30 protein-coding genes are annotated in these 20817 nt (G+C 60.7%); 26 read left to right on the forward strand and 4 right to left on the reverse strand.

Annotated elements, in window-relative coordinates; genetic code table 11:
- Positions 1-3 precede the first annotated feature (3 nt).
- The 24 genes from rplD (at position 4) to QMG56_RS00235 (ending at position 13429) form a co-directional block, all read left to right on the forward strand.
- Complete coding sequence (rplD, locus tag QMG56_RS00120; protein WP_281820445.1) at positions 4-627, forward strand: 50S ribosomal protein L4; 624 nt, start codon at positions 4-6, stop codon at positions 625-627.
- Positions 620-934 carry a 50S ribosomal protein L23 gene (locus QMG56_RS00125; protein ID WP_230189099.1) on the forward strand — a complete coding sequence of 105 codons (315 nt, stop codon included), beginning with the start codon at positions 620-622 and terminating at the stop codon, positions 932-934. The genes rplD and QMG56_RS00125 overlap by 8 nt, the downstream gene beginning before the upstream one ends.
- A gap of 10 nt (positions 935-944) precedes the next feature.
- Positions 945-1781, forward strand: a complete 837-nt coding sequence (gene rplB, locus QMG56_RS00130) for a 50S ribosomal protein L2 (RefSeq protein ID WP_230189098.1) — start codon at positions 945-947, stop codon at positions 1779-1781.
- Positions 1782-1784: 3 nt separating this feature from the next.
- Positions 1785-2060 (forward strand): 30S ribosomal protein S19, encoded by a 276-nt coding sequence (rpsS, locus tag QMG56_RS00135; RefSeq protein ID WP_230189097.1) that lies wholly within the window; start codon positions 1785-1787, stop codon positions 2058-2060.
- Positions 2060-2446, forward strand: a complete 387-nt coding sequence (gene rplV, locus QMG56_RS00140) for a 50S ribosomal protein L22 (protein WP_230189096.1) — start codon at positions 2060-2062, stop codon at positions 2444-2446. Before rpsS ends, rplV begins: the two co-directional genes overlap by 1 nt.
- 3 nt (positions 2447-2449) lie before the next feature.
- Positions 2450-3145 carry a 30S ribosomal protein S3 gene (gene rpsC / locus QMG56_RS00145; protein ID WP_281820448.1) on the forward strand — a complete coding sequence of 232 codons (696 nt, stop codon included), beginning with the start codon at positions 2450-2452 and terminating at the stop codon, positions 3143-3145.
- 17 nt (positions 3146-3162) lie between these two features.
- On the forward strand, positions 3163-3594 hold the full coding sequence (gene rplP, locus QMG56_RS00150) for a 50S ribosomal protein L16 (protein WP_230189094.1): 432 nt from the start codon (positions 3163-3165) through the stop codon (positions 3592-3594).
- A 4-nt stretch (positions 3595-3598) separates the two neighbouring features.
- A complete protein-coding gene (gene rpmC, locus QMG56_RS00155; protein WP_230189093.1) occupies positions 3599-3805 on the forward strand; it encodes a 50S ribosomal protein L29 in 207 nt (68 codons plus the stop codon).
- Positions 3806-3819: 14 nt separating this feature from the next.
- On the forward strand, positions 3820-4083 hold the full coding sequence (gene rpsQ / locus QMG56_RS00160; RefSeq protein ID WP_230189092.1) for a 30S ribosomal protein S17: 264 nt from the start codon (positions 3820-3822) through the stop codon (positions 4081-4083).
- Positions 4084-4159: 76 nt separating this feature from the next.
- Positions 4160-4528, forward strand: a complete 369-nt coding sequence (rplN, locus tag QMG56_RS00165; protein ID WP_230189091.1) for a 50S ribosomal protein L14 — start codon at positions 4160-4162, stop codon at positions 4526-4528.
- Positions 4528-4845 carry a 50S ribosomal protein L24 gene (gene rplX / locus QMG56_RS00170; RefSeq protein WP_230189090.1) on the forward strand — a complete coding sequence of 106 codons (318 nt, stop codon included), beginning with the start codon at positions 4528-4530 and terminating at the stop codon, positions 4843-4845. Before rplN ends, rplX begins: the two co-directional genes overlap by 1 nt.
- On the forward strand, positions 4838-5416 hold the full coding sequence (gene rplE / locus QMG56_RS00175; protein WP_230189089.1) for a 50S ribosomal protein L5: 579 nt from the start codon (positions 4838-4840) through the stop codon (positions 5414-5416). The genes rplX and rplE overlap by 8 nt, the downstream gene beginning before the upstream one ends.
- A 35-nt stretch (positions 5417-5451) precedes the next feature.
- Positions 5452-5757, forward strand: coding sequence for a 30S ribosomal protein S14 (gene rpsN / locus QMG56_RS00180; protein WP_230189088.1), 306 nt, complete (start codon positions 5452-5454; stop codon positions 5755-5757).
- 12 nt (positions 5758-5769) lie between these two features.
- Entirely contained in the window at positions 5770-6165 is a 396-nt protein-coding gene (gene rpsH / locus QMG56_RS00185) for a 30S ribosomal protein S8 (protein ID WP_230189087.1), read from the forward strand.
- Positions 6165-6698 carry a 50S ribosomal protein L6 gene (gene rplF / locus QMG56_RS00190; protein ID WP_281820452.1) on the forward strand — a complete coding sequence of 178 codons (534 nt, stop codon included), beginning with the start codon at positions 6165-6167 and terminating at the stop codon, positions 6696-6698. Before rpsH ends, rplF begins: the two co-directional genes overlap by 1 nt.
- A gap of 3 nt (positions 6699-6701) precedes the next feature.
- Complete coding sequence (rplR, locus tag QMG56_RS00195; protein ID WP_230189085.1) at positions 6702-7073, forward strand: 50S ribosomal protein L18; 372 nt, start codon at positions 6702-6704, stop codon at positions 7071-7073.
- A gap of 2 nt (positions 7074-7075) precedes the next feature.
- On the forward strand, positions 7076-7801 hold the full coding sequence (gene rpsE / locus QMG56_RS00200) for a 30S ribosomal protein S5 (RefSeq protein WP_230189162.1): 726 nt from the start codon (positions 7076-7078) through the stop codon (positions 7799-7801).
- A 5-nt stretch (positions 7802-7806) separates the two neighbouring features.
- On the forward strand, positions 7807-8004 hold the full coding sequence (rpmD, locus tag QMG56_RS00205) for a 50S ribosomal protein L30 (protein ID WP_281820453.1): 198 nt from the start codon (positions 7807-7809) through the stop codon (positions 8002-8004).
- A gap of 159 nt (positions 8005-8163) precedes the next feature.
- Complete coding sequence (rplO, locus tag QMG56_RS00210; protein ID WP_281820455.1) at positions 8164-8706, forward strand: 50S ribosomal protein L15; 543 nt, start codon at positions 8164-8166, stop codon at positions 8704-8706.
- Between the two features lie 211 nt (positions 8707-8917).
- Positions 8918-10282, forward strand: a complete 1365-nt coding sequence (gene secY / locus QMG56_RS00215; protein WP_281820457.1) for a preprotein translocase subunit SecY — start codon at positions 8918-8920, stop codon at positions 10280-10282.
- A 45-nt stretch (positions 10283-10327) separates the two neighbouring features.
- Positions 10328-10978 (forward strand): adenylate kinase, encoded by a 651-nt coding sequence (locus QMG56_RS00220; protein ID WP_281820459.1) that lies wholly within the window; start codon positions 10328-10330, stop codon positions 10976-10978.
- 198 nt (positions 10979-11176) lie between these two features.
- Positions 11177-12532, forward strand: coding sequence for an NADP-specific glutamate dehydrogenase (gene gdhA / locus QMG56_RS00225; protein ID WP_281820461.1), 1356 nt, complete (start codon positions 11177-11179; stop codon positions 12530-12532).
- Positions 12533-12547: 15 nt separating this feature from the next.
- Entirely contained in the window at positions 12548-13180 is a 633-nt protein-coding gene (locus QMG56_RS00230) for a YoaK family protein (RefSeq protein WP_281820462.1), read from the forward strand.
- Between the two features lie 63 nt (positions 13181-13243).
- The gene (locus QMG56_RS00235; RefSeq protein ID WP_230189078.1) at positions 13244-13429 is read left to right on the forward strand and encodes a hypothetical protein; all 186 of its coding nucleotides are present in this window, start codon (positions 13244-13246) and stop codon (positions 13427-13429) included.
- Here QMG56_RS00235 and QMG56_RS00240 read toward each other — a convergent pair whose 3' ends face one another.
- The gene (locus tag QMG56_RS00240; RefSeq protein WP_375713616.1) at positions 13430-14071 is read right to left on the reverse strand and encodes a class I SAM-dependent methyltransferase; all 642 of its coding nucleotides are present in this window, start codon (positions 14069-14071) and stop codon (positions 13430-13432) included.
- Between the two features lie 23 nt (positions 14072-14094).
- Entirely contained in the window at positions 14095-15360 is a 1266-nt protein-coding gene (locus QMG56_RS00245; protein WP_281820464.1) for a DUF3419 family protein, read from the reverse strand.
- Between the two features lie 170 nt (positions 15361-15530).
- Between QMG56_RS00245 and QMG56_RS00250 the strand changes: the two genes are divergently transcribed.
- A complete protein-coding gene (locus tag QMG56_RS00250) occupies positions 15531-16562 on the forward strand; it encodes an acyltransferase (RefSeq protein ID WP_281820948.1) in 1032 nt (343 codons plus the stop codon).
- A gap of 305 nt (positions 16563-16867) precedes the next feature.
- Here the strand turns inward: QMG56_RS00250 and QMG56_RS00255 are convergent, their stop codons facing one another.
- Positions 16868-18730, reverse strand: a complete 1863-nt coding sequence (locus QMG56_RS00255; protein ID WP_281820465.1) for a methyl-accepting chemotaxis protein — start codon at positions 18728-18730, stop codon at positions 16868-16870.
- Between the two features lie 223 nt (positions 18731-18953).
- Here QMG56_RS00255 and QMG56_RS00260 point away from each other — a divergent pair, with 223 nt between their 5' ends.
- Positions 18954-20009, forward strand: coding sequence for a carbohydrate porin (locus tag QMG56_RS00260; RefSeq protein WP_281820468.1), 1056 nt, complete (start codon positions 18954-18956; stop codon positions 20007-20009).
- Positions 20010-20143: 134 nt separating this feature from the next.
- On the opposite strand, the gene QMG56_RS00265 is transcribed toward QMG56_RS00260, so the two are convergent.
- The gene (locus tag QMG56_RS00265) at positions 20144-20788 is read right to left on the reverse strand and encodes a trimeric intracellular cation channel family protein (protein WP_230189073.1); all 645 of its coding nucleotides are present in this window, start codon (positions 20786-20788) and stop codon (positions 20144-20146) included.
- Between the last annotated feature and the right edge of the window lie 29 nt (positions 20789-20817).

The raw sequence follows: 20817 nt of genomic DNA on the forward strand, positions 1-20817 counted from the left end.
ACCATGAAGATCAAGGTACAGACCCTCGAAGCGACAGCCGCTGGCGATATCGAACTGAACGACGACGTATTCGGCCTTGAGCCGCGCGCCGACATTCTGCATCGCGTTGTCACCTGGCAGCTTGAAAAGCGCCGCGGTACGGCTCGTGGAGCGCGTGAGCGTTCGGACGTGTCGCGCACCGGCAAGAAGTTCGGTCGCCAAAAGGGCGGCGGTACGGCTCGCCACGGCGATCGCGCAGCACCGATCTTCATCGGCGGTGGTAAGGCTCATGGTCCCCGCGTCCGTGACTTCAATCCTTCGCTGAACAAGAAGGTTCGCGCGCTCGGCCTGAAGATGGCGCTGTCGTCGAAGGCGAAAGCCGGAACGCTTACGGTCATCGACAATCTCGACGTCAAGGACGGCAAGACGCAGGAACTGGCAGGCAAGCTTGCTGGTCTCGGCCTCGGCAAGGCGCTGTTCATCGACGGTGACGCGATCAACATCAGCTTCGCCCGCGCTTCGTCCAATCTGGTCGGCGTCAATGTGCTCCCCGCCGTGGGTGCCAATGTCTACGACATTCTTCGTGCCGACGCGCTCGTGCTGACGCGCGCTGCAGTCGAAAAGCTGGAGGCCCGTTTCAATGGCTAAAAAGCCCGAAAAGACCGTCGACAACCGTCACTATGACGTCGTCGTCGCGCCGCACATCACCGAAAAGGCGACGTTGCTGTCCGAAAACAACGCTGTTGTTTTCAAGGTTGCGAACGACGCGTCCAAGCCGGAGATCAAGGCTGCCATCGAAGCGCTGTTCGGCGTGACGGTGAAGGCCGTGAACACCATTGTCCAAAAGGGCAAGGTGAAGCGCTGGAAGGGCAAGCCCTACAAGCGTTCCGATTTCAAGAAGGCGATCGTCACGCTGGCCGAAGGCCAGTCCATTGACGTCACCACCGGTATTTGAGGCGGGATAGATGGCACTCAAGCATTATAATCCGACCAGCCCCGCACGCCGCGGCCTGATCCTCGTCGATCGGTCTGCGCTGCACAAGGGTAAGCCCGTCAAGGCGCTTACCGAAGGTAAGAACAAGACCGGCGGCCGCAACAACAAGGGCCATGTGACCTCGCGCGGTATCGCCGGCGGTCACAAGCAGCGCTATCGCATCATCGACTTCAAGCGTCGCAAGTGGGACGTCGAAGGCACGGTAGAGCGTCTGGAATATGACCCCAACCGCACCGCGTTCATCGCGCTGGTCAACTATCCCGATGGTGAGCAGGCCTATATCCTTGCTCCCCAGCGTCTTGCGCCGGGTGACAAGGTGATCGCCGCGAAGAAGACCGACGTTAAGCCGGGCAATGCGATGGAACTGGGCCAGATGCCGGTCGGCACGATTTTCCACAATGTGGAAATGAAGCCGGGCAAGGGCGGTCAGCTCGCACGTTCCGCTGGCACCTATGCCCAGCTCGTCGGTCGTGACCGCGGCATGGTCATGGTCCGCCTGAACTCGGGTGAACAGCGCTACATCCGTGCGGAATGCATGGGCACCGTTGGCGCCGTTTCGAACCCCGACAACGGCAACACCAATCTTGCCAAGGCCGGTCGTAACCGCTGGCTCGGCAAGCGTCCGCTGACACGCGGCGTTGCAAAGAACCCGGTCGACCATCCGCATGGTGGTGGTGAAGGCCGGACCTCCGGTGGCCGTCATCCGGTCACGCCGTGGGGCAAGCCGACCAAGGGTGCACGCACCCGCAACAACAAGTCGACCGATAATATGATTATCCGGTCACGTCACGCCAAGAAGAAGAGGTAAGCGATGGCTCGTTCCGTCTGGAAAGGTCCGTTCGTGGACCTCAGCCTTCTGAAGAAGGCAGAAACCGCACAGGAAACGAATGCGCGCACACCGATCAAGACCTGGTCGCGCCGCTCCACGATCCTGCCGCAGTTCGTTGGCCTGACGTTCAACGTCTACAATGGCCGCAAGCACGTTCCCGTTTCGGTGAACGAGGAAATGGTTGGTCACAAGCTGGGTGAGTTCGCGCCGACGCGCTACTTCCCCGGTCATGCTGCCGACAAGAAGGGCAAGCGCTAATGGGCAAGGAAAAGTCCCCCCGTCGGGTTGCCGACAATGAGGCACTGGCAGTCGGCACGACCATTCGTGGTTCGGCGCAGAAGCTGAACCTCGTTGCCGCTCTCATCCGCGGTCGCAAGGTCGAGGACGCGATGAACGTCCTGGCTTTCTCGAAGAAGGCAATGGCTGTTGATGTTCGCAAGGTTCTGGCTTCGGCCATAGCCAACGCGGAAAACAACCATAACCTCGACGTCGACGCACTGGTCGTCACCGAAGCATCGGTCGGCAAGGCGCTGACGATGAAGCGGTTCCACACTCGCGGTCGTGGCAAGTCCACCCGCATCCTGAAGCCGTTCAGCCGGGTACGCATCGTCGTCCGCGAACAGGCAGAAGAGGCAGAGGCGTAAGTCATGGGTCATAAGAGCAATCCGATCGGTCTGCGTCTTCAGATCAACCGCACCTGGGACAGCCGCTGGTACGCCGAAGGCGCCGACTATGGCCGTCTCCTGATGGAAGACATCAAGATCCGCACGTTCATCTTCAAGACGCTGCCGCAGGCTGCGATCTCGAAGGTGGTTATCGAGCGTCCGGCCAAGCTGTGCCGCGTTTCGATCTACGCTGCGCGTCCCGGTGTCATCATTGGTAAGAAGGGCGCGGACATCGAGAAGCTTCGCAAGAAGCTGGGCGAGTTCACCACTTCGGACGTCAGCCTGAACATCGTCGAGATCCGCAAGCCGGAAGTCGACAGCCGTTTGGTCGCACAGGGCGTTGCCGATCAGCTTGAGCGTCGTATCGCATTCCGTCGTGCCATGAAGCGCGCGGTTCAGTCGGCGCTGCGTCTGGGTGCCGAAGGCATCAAGATCACCTGCGGCGGTCGTCTTGGCGGCGCGGAAATCGCGCGCGTCGAATGGTATCGTGAAGGTCGCGTTCCCTTGCACACGCTGCGCGGTAACGTGGACTATGCTGAAGCGACGGCACACACCGCCTATGGCGTGTGCGGCGTGAAGGTATGGATCTTCAAGGGCGAAATCCTGGGCCACGACCCGATGGCAACGGACCGGCTCATGCTGGAGGCTCAGACCTCCGGCGTGCGCCCGGCCCGATAAGGACAAGGTAGAGCATCATGCTGCAACCGAAGAAAACCAAGTTTCGCAAGGCTTTCAAGGGCCGGATCAAGGGCGAGGCCAAGGGTGGCACCGACTTGAACTTTGGCTCCTATGGCCTCAAAGCGATGGAACCAGATCGTCTGACCGCGCGTCAGATCGAAGCGGCCCGTCGTGCGATCACACGTCACATTCGCCGTCAGGGCCGTTTGTGGATCCGCATCTTCCCGGACGTTCCCGTGTCGAAGAAGCCCGCTGAAGTCCGTCAGGGTAAGGGCAAGGGTTCGATCGAATATTGGGCAGCACGGGTTAAGCCGGGCCGCATCCTGTTCGAGCTGGACGGTGTACCCGGCCCGCTGGCCGCCGAAGCTTTCTCGCGCGCTGCGATGAAGCTGCCGATCAAGACCAAGGTCGTTGCCCGTCTGGGTGACACCTCGCATCTGGGAGCCTGAGGACATGGCAAACGTAGCTGACCTCAAGACCAAGTCCGACGACGAGCTTTCGACCGAGCTTGGCAACCTGAAGCGCGAGCAGTTTAACCTGCGCTTTCAGGCCGCAACGAACCAGCTCGAAAAGCCGAGCCGGGTCAAGGAAGTCCGTCGGTCGATCGCACAGATCAAGACGTTGCAGGGCGAGCGCACCCGCGCCGCTCCTGCCAAGTAAGGAAGGAACGCATCATGCCCAAGCGCGTGCTTACGGGAACGATCGTTTCCGACAAGACCGACAAGACGGTAGTGGTCCTCGTGGAGCGCAAGGTTAAGCACCCGCTCTATGGCAAGATCATCCGCCGCTCGAAGAAGTATCACGCTCACGACGAAGTGAACGCCTATCACGAAGGTGAAACGGTTCGCATCGAGGAGACAGCGCCGATCTCGAAGCTCAAGACCTGGAAGGTCATCGAGCGGGTGGATACGCACAAGTCGCCCGAAGCCGCGTCCTGAGCTGACACAAACACGGAACTCCCGAGGTAAGGCGCACGCCAAGCCCCGGAAAGCCAAGTAAGAAGGAACCGGATCCATGATCCAGATGCAGTCAAATCTTGAGGTGGCCGATAACTCGGGCGCCAAGCGCGTCCAGTGCATCAAGGTGCTTGGCGGCTCGAAGCGGCGCTTTGCCAGCGTAGGCGACATCATCGTCGTCTCCGTGAAGGAAGCGCAGCCCAAGGGTCGCGTTAAGAAAGGTGACGTGCACCGTGCCGTCATCGTGCGTACCGCCAAGGACATCCGCCGTGCAGACGGTTCGGTGATCCGTTTCGACGGTAACGCCGCCGTTCTGGTGAACAAGAACGAGGAGCCCATCGGCACCCGTATCTTTGGCCCGGTGGTCCGTGAGCTGCGCGCGCGCAAGCACATGAAGATCATCTCGCTGGCTCCGGAGGTGCTGTAATGAGCGCCGCACGCATCAAGAAGGGCGACAAGGTCGTCGTGCTCGCAGGCAAGGACAAGGGCCGTACCGGCACTGTCCTGCAGATGTTCCCGAAGGACGACAAAGTCCTGGTGGAAGGCATCAACGTGCACGCACGTCACCGCAAGCCTGACCAGGCGAACCCGCAGGGCGGCATCGACCGCAAGCCGGCGCCGCTCCACATTTCCAACGTCGCGATTGCCGGTCCGGACAACAAGCCGACCCGTATTCGCTTCGAAACCAAGGACGGCAAGAAGGTCCGCGTGGCCGTGAAGTCCGGGGAGACGATCGATGGCTGATGAAAAATACATTCCTCGGATGAAGTCGCAATATGACGAGACAATCGTCAAGGCGATGACCGAGAAGTTCGGCTACAAGAACCACATGGAAGTTCCTAAGATCGAAAAGATCGTTCTGAACATGGGTGTGGGCGAAGCGACGCAGGACAAGAAGAAGGTCACTGCAGCTGCTGAGGAAATGGAACTGATTGCTGGCCAGAAGCCGGTCATCACCAAGGCCAAGAAGTCGATCGCTCAGTTCAAGCTGCGCGAAGGCATGCCGATCGGTGCGAAGGTAACCCTTCGTCGCGAACGCATGTACGAATTTCTTGATCGCGTGATCACCGTCGCCATGCCCCGCATTCGCGATTTCCGTGGTCTGAATCCGAAGTCTTTCGATGGCCGTGGCAACTACGCCTTCGGGATCAAGGAACAGATCATTTTCCCGGAAATCAACTATGACCGCATCGATAAGGTGCGCGGCATGGACATCATCGTCACCACGACCGCGAAGACGGACGACGAAGCGCGCGAGCTGCTGCGCTTGTTCGGTTTCCCGTTCCCGGTTGAAGAGGCAAAGCAGGCCGCGTGAGCGGACCTGCCAGAGAAAGGAAGAGAACTTAAGTCATGGCGAAACTGAGTTCCATCAATAAGAACGAACGGCGCAAGAAGCTGGTGAAGAAGTATGCTGGCAAATATGCCCGGCTGAAGGCGATTGCCGCCGACACCAACGCTGATGACGGCGAGCGTCTTATCGCGCGTTTGAAGATGGCTGAAATCCCCCGTAACGGGAATCCCACGCGGATTCGTAACCGTTGCGAAGTGACCGGCCGTCCCCGTGCATATTATCGCAAGTTCCGGCTCTGCCGTATTCAGCTGCGCGATCTGGCCAACAAGGGCCTGATCCCCGGCGTCACCAAGTCGAGCTGGTAAGGATATCAACTCATGGCATTGACCGATCCACTGGGTGATATGCTCACCCGCATCCGCAACGGCCAGCAGGCGAAGAAGGACAGCGTTATGTCCCCGGCGTCGAAGCTGCGTGCGCGCGTTCTCGACGTGCTGCAGCGTGAAGGCTATATCCGCGGTTATTCCGAAGAAGACCTGGGCAAGCACCCCGGCCTGCGCATCGAACTGAAATATTTCGAAGGCCAGCCCGCGATCAAGCATGTTGCCCGCGTCTCGAAGCCTGGCCGCCGGGTCTATTCCGGCTCGAAGGACCTTCCGGTCGTTCGTAACGGCCTGGGCATCACCATCGTTTCTACGCCGCGTGGCGTTCTGTCGGACGCTGAAGCGCGCGAACAGAATGTCGGTGGCGAAGTGCTGGCGGAGGTATTCTGATGAGCCGCATCGGTAAAAAACCGGTCGCGATCCCTTCGGGGGTGACTGCGACGATCGAGGGCAAGCAGCTCTCGGTGAAGGGCCCCAAGGGTACCCTCGCCATGCCGCTGCGTGACGAAATCAGCTACACGCTGGAAGCCGACGGCATTTCGGTGCAGCCGGCCAACAAGACCAAGGCTGCTCGCGCATTCTGGGGTATGCAGCGTACGCTGGTGCAGAACCTGGTGACAGGCGTCACCGAGGGCTTCACCAAGCAGTTGCTGATCACCGGTGTCGGCTACCGCGCCAACTCGCAGGGTAAGAACCTGAAGTTGCAGCTCGGCTACAGCCATGACGTCGATTTCGCGATCCCTGAGGGCATCACGATTGCGACGCCGGACAACACCACGATCAACATCAGTGGCAACGACAAGCAGCAGGTCGGCCAGGTCGCCGCTGAAATCCGCCGCTGGCGCAAGCCGGAGCCTTACAAGGGCAAGGGCATCAAATATGCGGGCGAGTTCATCTTCCGCAAAGAAGGCAAGAAGAAGTAAGCCATGGCGAAACTCTCTCTCTTTGATCGGCGCCGTCAGCGCGTCCGTACCGCTCTCAAGGCACGCTCGGGTCAAAACCCGCGTCCGCGCCTGTCCATCCACCGTTCGGGTCGACATATCTATGCCCAGATCATCGACGACGCACAGGGCAAGACCCTCGCTTCGGCTTCGACTCTGGACAAGGACGTCGGCGCCAAGGCGCTGGGCAAGACTGGCGCAACTGCCGAAGCGGCTGCCGAAGTCGGCAAGCGCGTGGCGGCTGCCGCAACCAAGGCAGGCGTGACCAAGGTCGTGTTCGACCGTGGAGGCTTCCTGTTTCATGGCCGCGTCAAGGCGCTGGCCGATGCCGCTCGTGAAGGCGGTCTGGAGTTCTGATGATGGCAGACGAAAACAACATTGCAGCAGCCGCTCCGGCTGTGGATGCGCCTGAAGCGGCACCGACCGAAAATCGCGGCCCGCGCCGTGGTCGCAGCGGCCCCGGTGGCGGCAACAATCGTGGCGGCAACGACCGCAACCGTGGCGGTCGTCGTGACGATCGCCGTGGCGGCAACCGCGACGAAGATCAGGGCGAAGAACTGATCGAGAAGCTGGTGCACATCAACCGCGTTTCGAAGACCGTGAAGGGCGGCAAGCGCTTCGGCTTTGCTGCACTCGTCGTGGTCGGCGATGGCAAGGGCCGTGCAGGCTTTGGTCATGGCAAGGCACGCGAAGTGCCTGAAGCGATCAGCAAGGCGACCGCCGCTGCCAAGAAGGCAATGGTCCGCGTTCCCCTGAAGGAAGGCCGCACGCTGCATCACGATGGTCTCGGCCATTTCGGTGCCGGCAACGTAACTGTCCGTTCGGCACCTGCCGGTACGGGTATCATCGCCGGTGGCCCGATGCGCGCTGTGTTCGAAAGCCTGGGGGTTGCCGACGTGGTGACGAAGTCCAACGGCACGTCGAATCCCTACAACATGATCCGCGCCACGTTCGAGGCGCTGGGCGAACAGACCAGCCCCAAGTCGGTGGCGCAGCGTCGCGGTAAGAAGGTCGCCGACCTTCTGCGTCGTGGCGGAGCCAGTGCCGAAGTGGCGCAGGCAGACGCCGAAGCGATTGCGGAGTAAGCGATATGGCAAAGTCCGAAAAGAAGTCGACCATCAAGATCAAGCAGATCGGTTCGCCGATCCGCCGTCCCGCGGCACAGCGGCAGATCCTGATCGGCCTCGGCCTGAACAAGATGCACCGTGTGGTGGAACTGAACGACAGCGCGGAAATCCGTGGCATGATCACGAAGCTGCCGCACATGGTGGAAATCCTGGAAGGCTAAAAGCCCTCCCGGTTCAGTGAAAATCAAGCGGGAGAGGGGGAAGCCCCTCTTTCGTGTTTTTCACTACTGGCGTTTTACAATTGGATAGCGTAGCGGACCGCTCCTCTATCCCGTTCCGATTTTGGAACAGCGCGACAAAAGCGAAAGCGAGTGCACGACATGACTTTTAAGCTGAATGACATCAAGGACAACGAAGGCGCTCGCAAGGGCCGTATGCGAGTCGGACGCGGCATCGGTTCGGGCAAGGGCAAGACCGCCGGTCGCGGTCAAAAGGGTGCCAAGGCACGCTCGGGCGTTGCGATCAACGGCTTCGAGGGTGGCCAGATGCCGCTCCACATGCGTATTCCTAAGCGCGGCTTCAACAACATCTTCGCCAAGGATTTCGCGACCGTGAACCTGGGCGCCGTTCAGAAGGCAATCGACGCAGGCAAGCTCGATGCGAAGGCTGTCGTCGATCAGGCCGCTCTGCGCGCTGCGAACATCTCGCGCGGTGGCAAGCATGGCGTTCGCCTGCTCGCCAAGGGCGAACTGACAACCAAGGGCGTTAGCTTCTCGGTTGCTGGTGCATCGGCCTCGGCTGTTGCTGCCGTCGAACAGGCTGGTGGTAAGGTTGAAGTGCTCGAAACCGTCTCGGCTGCTGAAAAGGCGAAGGCCAAGAAGGGCACGACGCTTGCCGCCGCCAAGGCTGCAGGCAAGAAGTGATCGCCCGCAAGGGTTGAATGCATGACCCCGCTGCCCGATAATGGGTTGGCGGGGTTATCCATTTCTGGCCTTTGTCCCTCCATGCGTCTCGGCTGCACATGCTGGCTGTGTCGGATGAAGGATGACAGGCATAGACTCCCCCGCTAAGGGATTTGCGAGTCCGGTCCCCATTACAGGGCCGTCGCACAAGATTTGAAGGTTTGAAAAGCGCATGGCATCGAGAGCCGACCAGCTTGCATCGAATATCAGCTTCGCCAAGTTCAGCCAGGCGACTGATCTCAAGAAGCGCCTGTGGTTTACCGTAGGCGCTCTGATCGTATTCCGCTTCCTGAGCTTCGTGCCGCTGCCGGGTGTCGACCCGACCGTGCTGGCGCAGCTCTACAAGCAGACGCAGGGCGGCATCCTCGATATTTTCAACACCTTTTCGGGTGGTTCGCTCCAGCGCATGAGCCTCATCGCGCTCGGCGTCATGCCCTACATCACGGCGTCGATCGTGGTGCAGTTGTCCGCGTCCCTCTCGCCCCAACTGGCGGCGATCAAGAAGGAAGGCGAAAGCGGTCGCAAGAAGCTCAACCAATATACCCGCTACGGCACCGTTGGCCTGACCGCGGTGCAGGGCTATTTCATCGCCGTCGGCCTCGAAAGCTTCGGCGCGCAGGCTGGTCAGCAGGCGGTCGTCGATCCGGGCATGTTGTTCCGTGTTGCTGCTGTCATCTCGCTGATCGGCGGCACGATGTTCCTGATGTGGCTGGGTGAGCAAATCACCAGCCGCGGCATCGGCAACGGCACCTCGCTCATCATCATGGCGGGTATCGTTGCCCAGCTTCCTGTGACACTCGGCAATCTGTTCGCGTCGGGGCGTGAAGGGTCGATCTCCGGTCTGCTCATCATGGGCGTGATCATATTGTGCCTTGGTCTTATAGCCTTCATCTGTTTCATGGAGCGCGCACAGCGCCGCGTCCTGATCCAGTATCCCAAGCGGCAAACCCGCCAGGGCATCATGCAGGCGGATCGCAGCCATCTGCCGCTCAAGGTCAACACCGCTGGCGTCATCCCGCCGATCTTCGCCTCGTCTCTGCTGCTCATGCCGCTGACCATCTCGCAATTCGCTGGGCAGACCGTTGCCGGCGAAAGCAAGATGGGCGACTTCGTCCTGACGCTGAACCAGTATCTGTCGCATGGCAGCCCGCTCTATATGGGCCTGTACGGTCTGGGCATCGTGTTCTTCTGCTTCTTCTACACCGCGATTGTCTTCAATCCGGAAGAAACGGCGGACAATCTGAAGCGTAACGGCGGCTTCATTCCCGGCATCCGTCCGGGCAAGAACACCGAAGTATACCTTGATTACGTTCTCACACGTATCACTGTCATCGGTGCAGCTTATCTGGCGATCATTTGCCTCATCCCCGAATTCCTGATCGCGCGCGCGGGCATTCCCTTCTACCTTGGTGGGACTAGCCTGTTGATCGTGGTCAACGTAACGGTAGACACCGTGACCCAGATTCAAAGCCACCTGCTCGCCCATCAATATGGCGATCTGATCAAGAAGGCGAAGCTCAAGGGCCGCATCCGCTAAACAACCAGCGGAGCAATCGCCAAATAACAGGGGAGACGTGCGCGCATGAACATCATTCTGCTTGGCCCACCGGGCGCCGGCAAAGGCACTCAAGCAACCCTGCTGGTCGACAGCCGGGGTATGGTGCAGCTCTCCACGGGCGATATGCTGCGCGCCGCCGTCAAGGCTGGCTCACCGACAGGCGTGAAAGCGAAGGCCGTGATGGACGCTGGCCAGCTTGTATCCGATGAGATCGTGTCCGGCATTATTGGCGAAGCGCTCGATGGACTGGCTCCCGAAACAGGCGTCATCTTCGACGGCTATCCCCGCACCGCCGCACAGGCGGAGTCGCTGGACGAAATCCTTTCGACGCGCGGCCGCACGCTCCACCATGTCATCGAGCTGGAAGTTGATGAGGATGCGCTGGTCGAACGCATCACCGGCCGTTTTACTTGCGCCAGTTGTGGCGAAGGTTATCACGACACGTTCAAGCAGCCCAAGGTTGAGGGCGTGTGTGACAAATGCGGCAGCACGGACTTCAAACGTCGTCCCGACGACAACGAGGAAACCGTCCGCACCCGCATGACCGAGTATCGCGCGAAAACCGCCCCGATCCTGCCGATCTACGAAGCGCGCGGCATCGTCAGCCGCGTTGATGGCATGGCCGACATGGCGGACGTCTCCACAGCAATTGCATCGGTGCTGGACGGCAAATAATGGTTCCCCCTCTTCCCCTGAGGGGAGAGGGGCTGCACGGCCCACCGCATTGCGCAATATCTCTGCTCCGGCACCCTGAACCCCGCCGAAACCACGTGCCTCCAGCACATTTACTGATACAGTCGCGCAACGAAATATGGCCCGAATCGAATTGGGCTTTGCGGGTCGGCACTGGTATCACCATATGGGGAGAGCAAGATGGCCGTTTCAGATCATGTCGACCTGCCAACATTTATCGAAGGCGTAAGGAAGCGTAACCCTGGGCAGAACGAGTTCGTTCAGGCCGTGCAGGAAGTCGCCGAGGATATTTACGACTTCATCGCCGACAAAGAACAATATCATCACTACCAGATCCTGCGCCGCATTGCCGAGCCGGACCGGATCGTGTCGTTCCGCGTCTGCTGGGAAGACGACAACCACAATATCCGCGTCAATCGGGGCTGGCGCGTGCAGAACAACAACAGCATCGGCCCGTACAAGGGGGGAATCCGTTTCCACCCGTCGGTCACCGAAAGCGTCCTCAAATTCCTCGCCTTCGAACAGACGTTCAAAAACGCACTCACCGGCCTCCCCATGGGTGGCGGCAAGGGGGGCGCGAATTTCAACCCGAAGGGCAAGAGCGACCATGAAGTCATGCGCTTCTGCCAGAGCTTCATGACCGAACTTTATCGTCATGTCGGCGCAGATATCGACGTGCCTGCGGGCGACATCGGCGTGGGCGCGCGCGAAATCGGCTATATGTTCGGTCAATACAAGCGCATCACCAATCAGTTTACCGGCGTGTTGACCGGCAAAGGTCTCGAATATGGTGGCTCGCTGATCCGCACCGAGGCAACCGGCTATGGCGCGGTCTATTTCCTCGCCAACATGCTCAAAACCAAGGGGCAGGATCTGAGCGGCAAGACGGCGGTCATCTCCGGCTCCGGCAACGTCGCGACCCATGCCGCCGAAAAGGTCGTGCAACTGGGCGGCAAGGTGCTGACCCTGTCGGATAGCCAAGGCTTCATCCACGATCCCGATGGCATCACGCAGGAAAAGATCAACTGGGTCAAGGCCCACAAGACCAAGCGTCGCGGACGCATCGCGGATTACGTAACCGAATATCCTGGCGCGACGTTCGTCGAGGGCAAGACGCCTTGGGGCGTCCCCTGCGATGTCGCACTTCCCTGCGCGACCCAGAACGAATTGCTGGGTGAGGACGCCAAGATGCTGGTCGCCAATGGCTGCATGGCCGTTGCCGAAGGCGCGAACATGCCGACCAATCTGGCCGGTGTGCATGTGTTCAAGGACGCGAAAATCCTGTTCGCACCGGGCAAGGCTGCCAATGCAGGCGGCGTCGCCGTCTCCGGCCTCGAAATGAGCCAGAACAGCGAACGGCGGTCGTGGAAGGAATCGGAACTGCAACAGCTTCTGCTCGACATCATGGAAGGCATCCACAGCAGTTGCGTTGCCTATGGCGATCAGGGCGGCGGCTATATCGACTATGTGAAGGGCGCGAACATCGCCGGTTTCAAGAAAGTCGCCGATGCCATGCTGGCCTATGGCGTCGTCTGATCGAATGAGGCGGACGTGATACGGCAGAACCGGCGCGTCCGCCTCTTCGCGATGGGGCTTTCGGCATTGGCGGGCTACGTCGATGCCGTGGGCTTCATGGCGCTTGGCGGCTTCTTCGTTTCGTTCATGAGCGGCAACACGACGCGCATGGCCGTCGGGCTCGTGGACCATGCCGCAGCGGCATCGCGCGCAGGGGGGCTTATCGCCCTGTTCGTGGCGGGTGTCGTGATCGGCTCCCTAGTCGGCCGTACCGCGCGGCGACCGAAGGTTGGGGTGTTGCTGACCGTCAGCGGGCTTTTGGGGGCTGGAGCCTGTGCCGGCGCGCTGGGCCATCCCCTTATCGCTGCTGCGGGCATGGCGCTCGCCATGGGCGCGGAGAACGCCGTCTTCGCCCGCGATGGCGATGTGCAGATTGGTCTCACCTACATGACTGGAACCTTGGTAAAGATGGGTCAGCGGCTCGCGGGCGCTCTGCTGGGCGATCCGGCCTGGGACTGGTGGCCCTTTGCATTGCTATGGGCGGGGCTTGCCACGGGCGCGGTGATCGGCGCGCTTGCCTATGCTGCGATAGGTCTCGCGGCGCTATGGATCGCGACAGGCGTGGCTTTGATCGCGGCGCTGTACGCATGGGCATTCGATGACGCATGAACCAGCGCTGGCCTAATCGATTTTCCGCGCTATTCTGGGCCTCACAACCATAAGGAGGATGCCATGATCGTGACGTTTATCGGGACGGATCGTTCGGAAACAGCAGTGAATGCCAATCAGGTGACGTTCGTGTCTTCCGTTACCGACGGCACCCGCATCCGTTTTGGTGAGGGGCGTAGTGTAACCGTCACCGAACCGATCGCTGAAGTTGTGGAAACCCTCAACAGGGGACTACGACCGCACGAGTAATCAGCGCCTCAGCACCGCACTCCACGCATAACCGCGATAGAGCGGCGCGAAGTCGAGTGTAAGCCGATTCCGCGCCGCAACGTCCTCCAGCACGGGCAACATGTCGCCGCGCGGCGACACGTCGAAGTGCCGCAGCCATCCGAACAGTATGTCGCGGAACATGCCCGGCAATCGCTCCTGCTGCCCGAAATCGACGATATGCAACGACCCGTCGGGAGCGAGCGCCCGTGCGGCTTCGTCCAGTGCCAGTTCCCAGCCGGGGATCATCGAAAGCGTATAGGACAGGAAAATCCGGTCGAACCCGTCGCGGCCCCATAATTTGCGCGCTTCGAAATCGGTCGCATCGCCCTGCGTCAGCGCGATCTGCCCCGCAAGTCCATTGCGGGCCACCGATGCAGTGGCGGTATCCAGCATCGCCTGACTGATATCGAGCCCGTAGAAGCGCGCCCTTGGCCACATGCGCGCTGCTTCGATCAGGTTGCGCCCGGTGCCACAGCCAACTTCCAGCACATGCGTTCCCGGCCCCGCATTCAGGTCCTGAATAAGCCGATCCCTGCCAAGCAGATAATATTTGCGCGATGCGTCGTAGATATGCCGCTGATAGCGATAGATCGCATCCATATGATCGGCATGATCCGGCACGATTGTCACGGCCCGATCCAGCATCATCCAGCCTTCAGCACATACAGATGAAAGCCGCCGTAAATCGCGGAACGGTCCAGCCGCGTTCCCTCATCAGATCGCGCAACGTCGTAATACCACTGATCCAGCAGCGTGTCGGGCAGTCGTCCCGGCAACAGCGTCGGCCGCGCCGCCGTACGGAAGACCACGCGCGCACCGGGGCGGGCCGTCCGCGTGATCTGCGTCCACAGGTCGGTCAGTTGCGCATCCGTCATCCAGTCTTGCGCATCCAGCAACACATAGCGATCCAGTGCCCCCTCTGGCAATGACCGCAAATGTTCGGTGAAATTGCAATGCAGGATCTGCGCCCGCGCCACGCCTTCGCGCACCGTCTCATGATGTACCGCTTCCAGATAGGGCGGCAGCGAAGCCCGCGATGCGTCGCCATTGTCATGCTGCGCATAGCCGCGTCCGAAGGCCTGCCATGCGAAATAATTCTGCCGAATATCGAAATCGCAGGCGAGCTTTTCCAGCCGCTGGCGTAGCACGGCGTTCATGCTCTGCGCGTCGCCATCGCACAGCGCGTCATATTGGGCGGGCGGAATGCCAAGGCCGAATAACGACGCAGGCTGTTGGGTCAGCCAGCGGATGAATTTCTTGTCGAATATCGGCGCCATCCGCGTCTCGAATATTTCGCGCTGCTCCTCCAGTGAACTGGCGCCCAGAATTTCGCGCGGATTGATGCGATAGAGTTTGGCGATCAGATGCGCCCCGCCGATGAACTGGCCCAACAGTCCGCTGGTATAGAAGTTGCGCGTAAAGGCAGTAATCCGCCGCCGCCCGCTCAGGTCGCGTGCTTCCCAATAGCGCCGCGTTACATCGTCCAGGTGCGGCGCGACATGGGTGCGATACGCCGCCACATTGTCCTTTTGCCCCGCCTGCGCGAAGAACCGATGGAATGCGGCATGATCGGGCAAATGTCGCGCTGCTGCCAGCTTTAACCGTCCCAGGGCGACATGCGCAGTGTTGAGGTCGACCGCCGTGATCGAATGCGGTTTGGCGGTCAGATAGGACAGCATGTTGCACCCGCCACTGGCGATGGTGATGATGTCGCTGTCCGGCCCGATCTCCAGCGCGTCCATGTCGACCAGCGGGTCTTCCCAGATCTGCGCATAGACCAGCCCGCGAAACGCAAAGGCAAAGGCCCGCTCCAGCATGCCCTTGGGCGTCAGTTGCTTGTGCTGGACAACCGCATTGCCGACGGCTTGGCCGGTGGAGTGGGGCAGGGCGGGTAAGGGCGAAAGGGCCATGTGGTCAGGTTCCCGGTTCGGCTGAACGATCCGCTCTGATAGGCACAATGCGTGACCTATCCGTGACTGTGCGATGACGGTTTCGCGTCACCGCGGCTCACCGTCGTAGGTGGTTTTCCCAGGGAAGCAGGATGTTTCTCTTGTTAACCTTCTGGCTCTATTCTGTCGGCATGACGCCCGTAGTGAAAAAGCGACCCCGGCTCGCGGAGCTGGATGCCTTGCGTGGCATCGGTGCGTTCACCGTCATGCTGTTCCACTACAGCACGCGTTTTCACGAGATGTTCCCCACAGTATCGCATGTACCGTTCAGCTTTATGGGCGGGGACTATCGCGTACTCCTGTTCTTCGCGATTTCCGGCTTTGCGATTTTCTTCACGCTGGACAAGCTGAAGAGCGCGCCGGACTTCATCATGAACCGCGCCTCGCGCCTGTTGCCCGCTTATTGGGTTGCCATGCTGCTGACGCTGGGTGTCGAATATCTCGGGCATGCGACCACGCTACAGATTCCGCCGATGGCCATCATTGCCAATTTCTCAATGCTCGAAGGGTTCCTGTTCCTTCCGGCCGTCGATGGTGCCTATTGGACATTGACCGTCGAAATCGGCTTCTACGCCACGATGCTCGCCATATGGGCAGGGCCGGGGCAACGCCGCATCGAACAGGTTCTGATCTTCTGGCTTGCGGTGAAATGGCTGATGGCCGCCTGGCCTGATATGCCGGAACGGATCGCGATGCTGCTGGTGCTACGCTATGTTCCGTTTTTCGCAATCGGCATGCTGTTCTACCGTATCTGGTCGGGTCAGCGCACAGTCCGGGCCCAGTTGCCCTATTTTGCAGCGATCCTGGCAACCGTCGCGATGCTCGAAAAGCCCGATCTGCTGTTCGCTGCCGTAATACTGATCGCCATCTTCTCCGTAATGCTGCGCGGCTACTTGCGTTTTCTGTGCGTGCGACCCCTGCTATGGCTAGGAGCGATCAGCTATTCGCTCTATCTCGTCCATCAGCATATCGGCTTCGTCATCATGATGAAGACTGCGGAACTGGGGATAGATCCCTGGACGGGCTTTGCCGCCGCGATACTCACTGCCATTATGCTGGGCGCCACCCTCAACCACCTTGTTGAGCGCCCCGCGCAACGTGCGCTGGAGCGGTGGTGGAAGGGGAGATCCCATCCAAGGCGGGCCGAGACGGTGGACGCATAGGCGGAAGGCACCACGCATAGTGTTCCGTCCTGCATGCACCGCTATCCACTAAACCTGCGCATTTGCTCAGCCAGATGCCGTGCATGACATCCTTGTTCGCGTATCCCCTCTCCGCCGTGCGATCATCGCCCAGACGGCATTCACATCCTCCAAGCCTGGCGTCTCGGCGACGGGGTCATGATCGCTGGCTGCAGACACGCAATTGGGTGCTGCGGCATAAGTCATAAGGTCAGCGGTCCAGAAACGTGCCGTCGGCAATCTCTACCACGGTTCGCCAGCGAAGATCGGCACTGTCTCTGCGCGCCTTAGAAGGATGCGAACTCGCCACTGTCCATGCTGACATCCGTCATGGCGGTGGCTTTGGCCGTCAGAAATCGGGAGGAAGTTTGGCGGTCTGCGTCTGCCTGTCCGGAAGCCGCACCCTGGCGTAGCGTACCGGCGATGCGGAATTTCGCCGCCTGTTCCGACAGCGCGGTCACTTCCGAGGTCAAGTTACGCACCGCAGCAGAAGTCTGCTCGACCATCGCCGCGTTCTGCTGGGTCGCTTGATCCATGGTGCCGACCGCCGCACTGACCTCGGTGATTGCGCGCGACTGCGTGCGATTGTCGTCGGCGATCTCCGCGAGTAGCGTGTGCACTCCCCGGACATCGGTTGAGATGGCGGACAAAGCTCCATCGACGCGCTGCACACTTTCTACCGCAGTGCCGATATCGGCCTGCGTCGCGGTTAGCTGGTCGCGCGCGCGCCCGGCCTCTTCCTCGGCGCGCATGGCCAGCGCAGATACAAGGTCGGCGACCACAGCGAACCCACGCCCCGCCTCACCGGCCCGCCCTGCCTCGACGGCGGCGTTCATCGCCAGAACACGTGTCTGGAAAGCGATCTTGTCGAGTCCCTCGATCACGCTGTCGATACCCTTGGCGCTTTCGCTGACCCGGGTCATCGCTTTGACTGCCTCGGCCGTAATCTCGCGCCCGTCGGCCACCGTGGTAATCGCGCCGTCTGCGCGCTCGACGGTCCGTCCTGCGGCGACAGCCGTCGCCTTCAGGCGCTGATCCATCTGTGCGATGGCAGCTGCCGTTTCTTCCAGGCTGGCGGCATTCCCTTCGGTCCGTCGTGCAAGGTCCTCGCTCGCTCGCGCTATTTCTTGCGATCCCGTGCGGATCATCATCGTTCCTTGGGCGACGGATCCGATCAACCCGCGAAGGCTGCCGACCGCGCTGTTGAAATTGTCCTTGAGCCCCGTAAAAGGCGCGTGGAGATCAGCGACCACCTCTGCTGTCAGATCGCCCTCTGCCAGCGCGGTGAGGCCAGTGCCCAGGCTGTCCACGATCAGTGCCGCCTGAGCCTGTTTCGACGCTTCTGCTGCCTGGAGCTGGTTGCGAAATGCCAGCATGGCCTTGGCCATGTCGCCGAGTTCATCCCCGCGGTCCGCACCTGTCACCTCAGCTGCGAGATTACCCTCGCCGAGTGCGCGCATCGTCCCTGCAAGTACAACGATAGGCTGCACGACCCGGCGCAACGCGAGCACTACGAAGGCCAGTGTCCCTGCGATGCCGATCGCCAGCGTTAAGACCAGCAGAATCATCGCAATCGTACCGACCCGCTCCGCACTTTCGGCGGACTTCTTGGAATTCTCTCCGATCGCGTCGGATGCTGCGCCCATCGATATTTCGAGCGCGCGGAACTGATCGAAGAACCCCGGCAGCATCGCACGCGCGGCGGTCGGATTGCTGCCAATCCGATCCATAAGCTGCATGGCGGACCGGACATAGTCCTCCATCGGCGCTGCCAGCTTGGACGTTACCGCGGCGACGTCGGCATCGCCGGTATAGGCAGAGTCGGCGGCGATTCCCTCACGTAGTGCGGCGAGATGCGTGCGGAAGTCGTTTCGAATATCGTCGGTCTTGATCGTACTGCCGGGTTCTATTGCCTGAAACGCGGCCAGCACGTCGCTGCGTATGGCGTCGTGCATCATGTCCGCACCTTCGTGGTTGGCGAGCAGTGCCGTTGCTTCGTTCTGGCGATGCAGCGCAGCGGTCTGCATCCAGGCAGCGCCGATGCCGGTCACGCCGCACAGAAGCATAAGTCCGAACAGAACCCCGCCCGCTATACGAATGGCACGGGTCAGCGACATCGCATCGCGGGGATTGGACTTCGACTGGGGCATGTTTTGAGAACCTTACGGTACTGGGACATCAGTGTGATCCTATAATAGGAGGAACTGAATTGGCCGGAGGTGCCGTATGTTCTTTTTTTTAACCTTATCTCGATTTGCCGCCGGCGCAGTTATACTGTCCGCAGCCTGCGCGTTACCTGCGATCGCTCAGTCCGTTGTACCCGAACCTCCGCCACGCGCGATTACTATCGAGGGTCGCTACGTCCTCGATCTCATGGGAAATGTTGCTGGGGGAGATGCGCGGGGTGCGCGCGTGCTCGACAATGTAGAACTGGCGGCCGATGGTGACCTGGAGCGGCTAGTCGGCTGGCGCGGCGCGCGGGCGCATCTCCATCTGCTGAGCAACCACGGACAATCCATCAATGCCCTTGCAGGAACGTTGCAGGGCGTCGACAATATTGAAGTCTCCTCGCGTCGTGCCAAGCTCTATGATGCATGGATAGAGCAGGACTTCTTGGGCGGTCGTGCCGCGCTGCTGGTCGGGCTGTCCGATCTTAACGTCGATTTCTACCAGAATGACTCGGCCGGATTGCTGATCGCACCCGCCTTCGGGATCGGCTCGGAGCTTTCGTCGACAGGTCCAAACGGGCCTTCGATCTTCCCATCGACCGCGCTGACGATGCGACTGAATGTGTCGGTTGCCAAATCCGGCTATGTCCGCGCAGCCGTCGTAAATGCGCGGGCGGGCGTCCTCGGCGATAGAGAAGGGATCGATTTCGGAATGCGCGATGGCGCGCTTTTGATCGCGGAGGCGGGCACGCACGTAAACGGAAAACTGGCGGTCGGGGCTTGGGGGTATACCCGGCAGCAGGATGACTTGCGAGACCGCGACCCGATCGGCAATCCCGTCAGGCGGACTGCAATCGGCGCCTATGTTCTGGTGGATCAGCGGGTGTCAGGAGACGATAGCCGCGGTGTGGATGTGTTTTTTCGCGCTGGCGTTTCGGACGGCAAGACAACGCCTTTTCTGGGCGGGTTTCAAGTCGGCCTGCTTGCACACGGAATGATTGTGGGGCGACCCGACGGGCTATTCTCGATGGGTGTCGCGCAGGGTCGGTTATCGCGCGCTATGCGCCGGACGGTCAGGGATTCTGGCGACCAAGCCGATGCGGCGGAGACGGGCGTTGAACTAACCTACCAAGACCGTGTGACCCCCTTCCTCTCGGTCCAACCTGATCTGCAATATTTCCGCAGGGCTTTTGCGGGCGGTAGACCTAAGTCGACATTTGTGATCGGACTGCGGTTGATCGCGGAATTTGCGGTGCGCTGACCACGTTTCTTCCGAAAGTCGATCCGACGGCGCGAAACGAACCCCGGAGCAGGTTATATCCCGCGATCAGGGTCCCCCCTACGACCATCTCAATAGTAGTAATGTAGCGCCATCTTAGTGACTTTCCGCGCAATTTATACGCCGCGATAGCTTGGCAAAGCCAGCCCCCTGGCAATCGCTATGGCACGCAACGCAAACCCGGCCAACGCAGCGACAACGCTGGCCAACGGCACCGGAACGCCCATCGCCGCGAGCGTCACGAAAAGGCCAGAAGCGAGTGCCGCAGCCGTCACATAGATCTCAGGCCGCAACAGGATCGACGGTTCGCCCGCCAGCAAGTCGCGGATTATTCCCCCCATGCAACCCGTGACGACACCCATGATCGCTGCGACGAACGGTGAAATGCCGAAGGACAGTGCCTTGGCCGCGCCGAACACCGCAAAGGCAGCAAGGCCCACGGCATCCAGCCAGTCCAGGGCCCGGTCGCTCCACCAGTCGCGCGGAGTAAGCCACACCAGCAGCGCCGCCACAACGCACGCAATGGCGGGAATCGGGTCTTCCACCCAGAACACCGGCGCGCCGATCAGCAGGTCGCGCAATGTGCCGCCGCCCACACCGGTCACCAGCGCAAAGAACGCAAACGTCACCAGTGTCTGCTGCAACCGTGCCGCCGCCAGCGCCCCCGATGCTGCGAACAGCGCGGTGCCGATGATACTGAGGGCTTCGAGCACCGGGCCGATCTGTGGCGCAATCTGGGGAAGAAGAAGGGGACTGGACATTGGCGGGCGATAGCATTCCCCTATGCCTC

This window comes from Sphingobium sp. BS19 (genome assembly GCF_027925545.1).
Classification (GTDB): domain Bacteria; phylum Pseudomonadota; class Alphaproteobacteria; order Sphingomonadales; family Sphingomonadaceae; genus Sphingobium.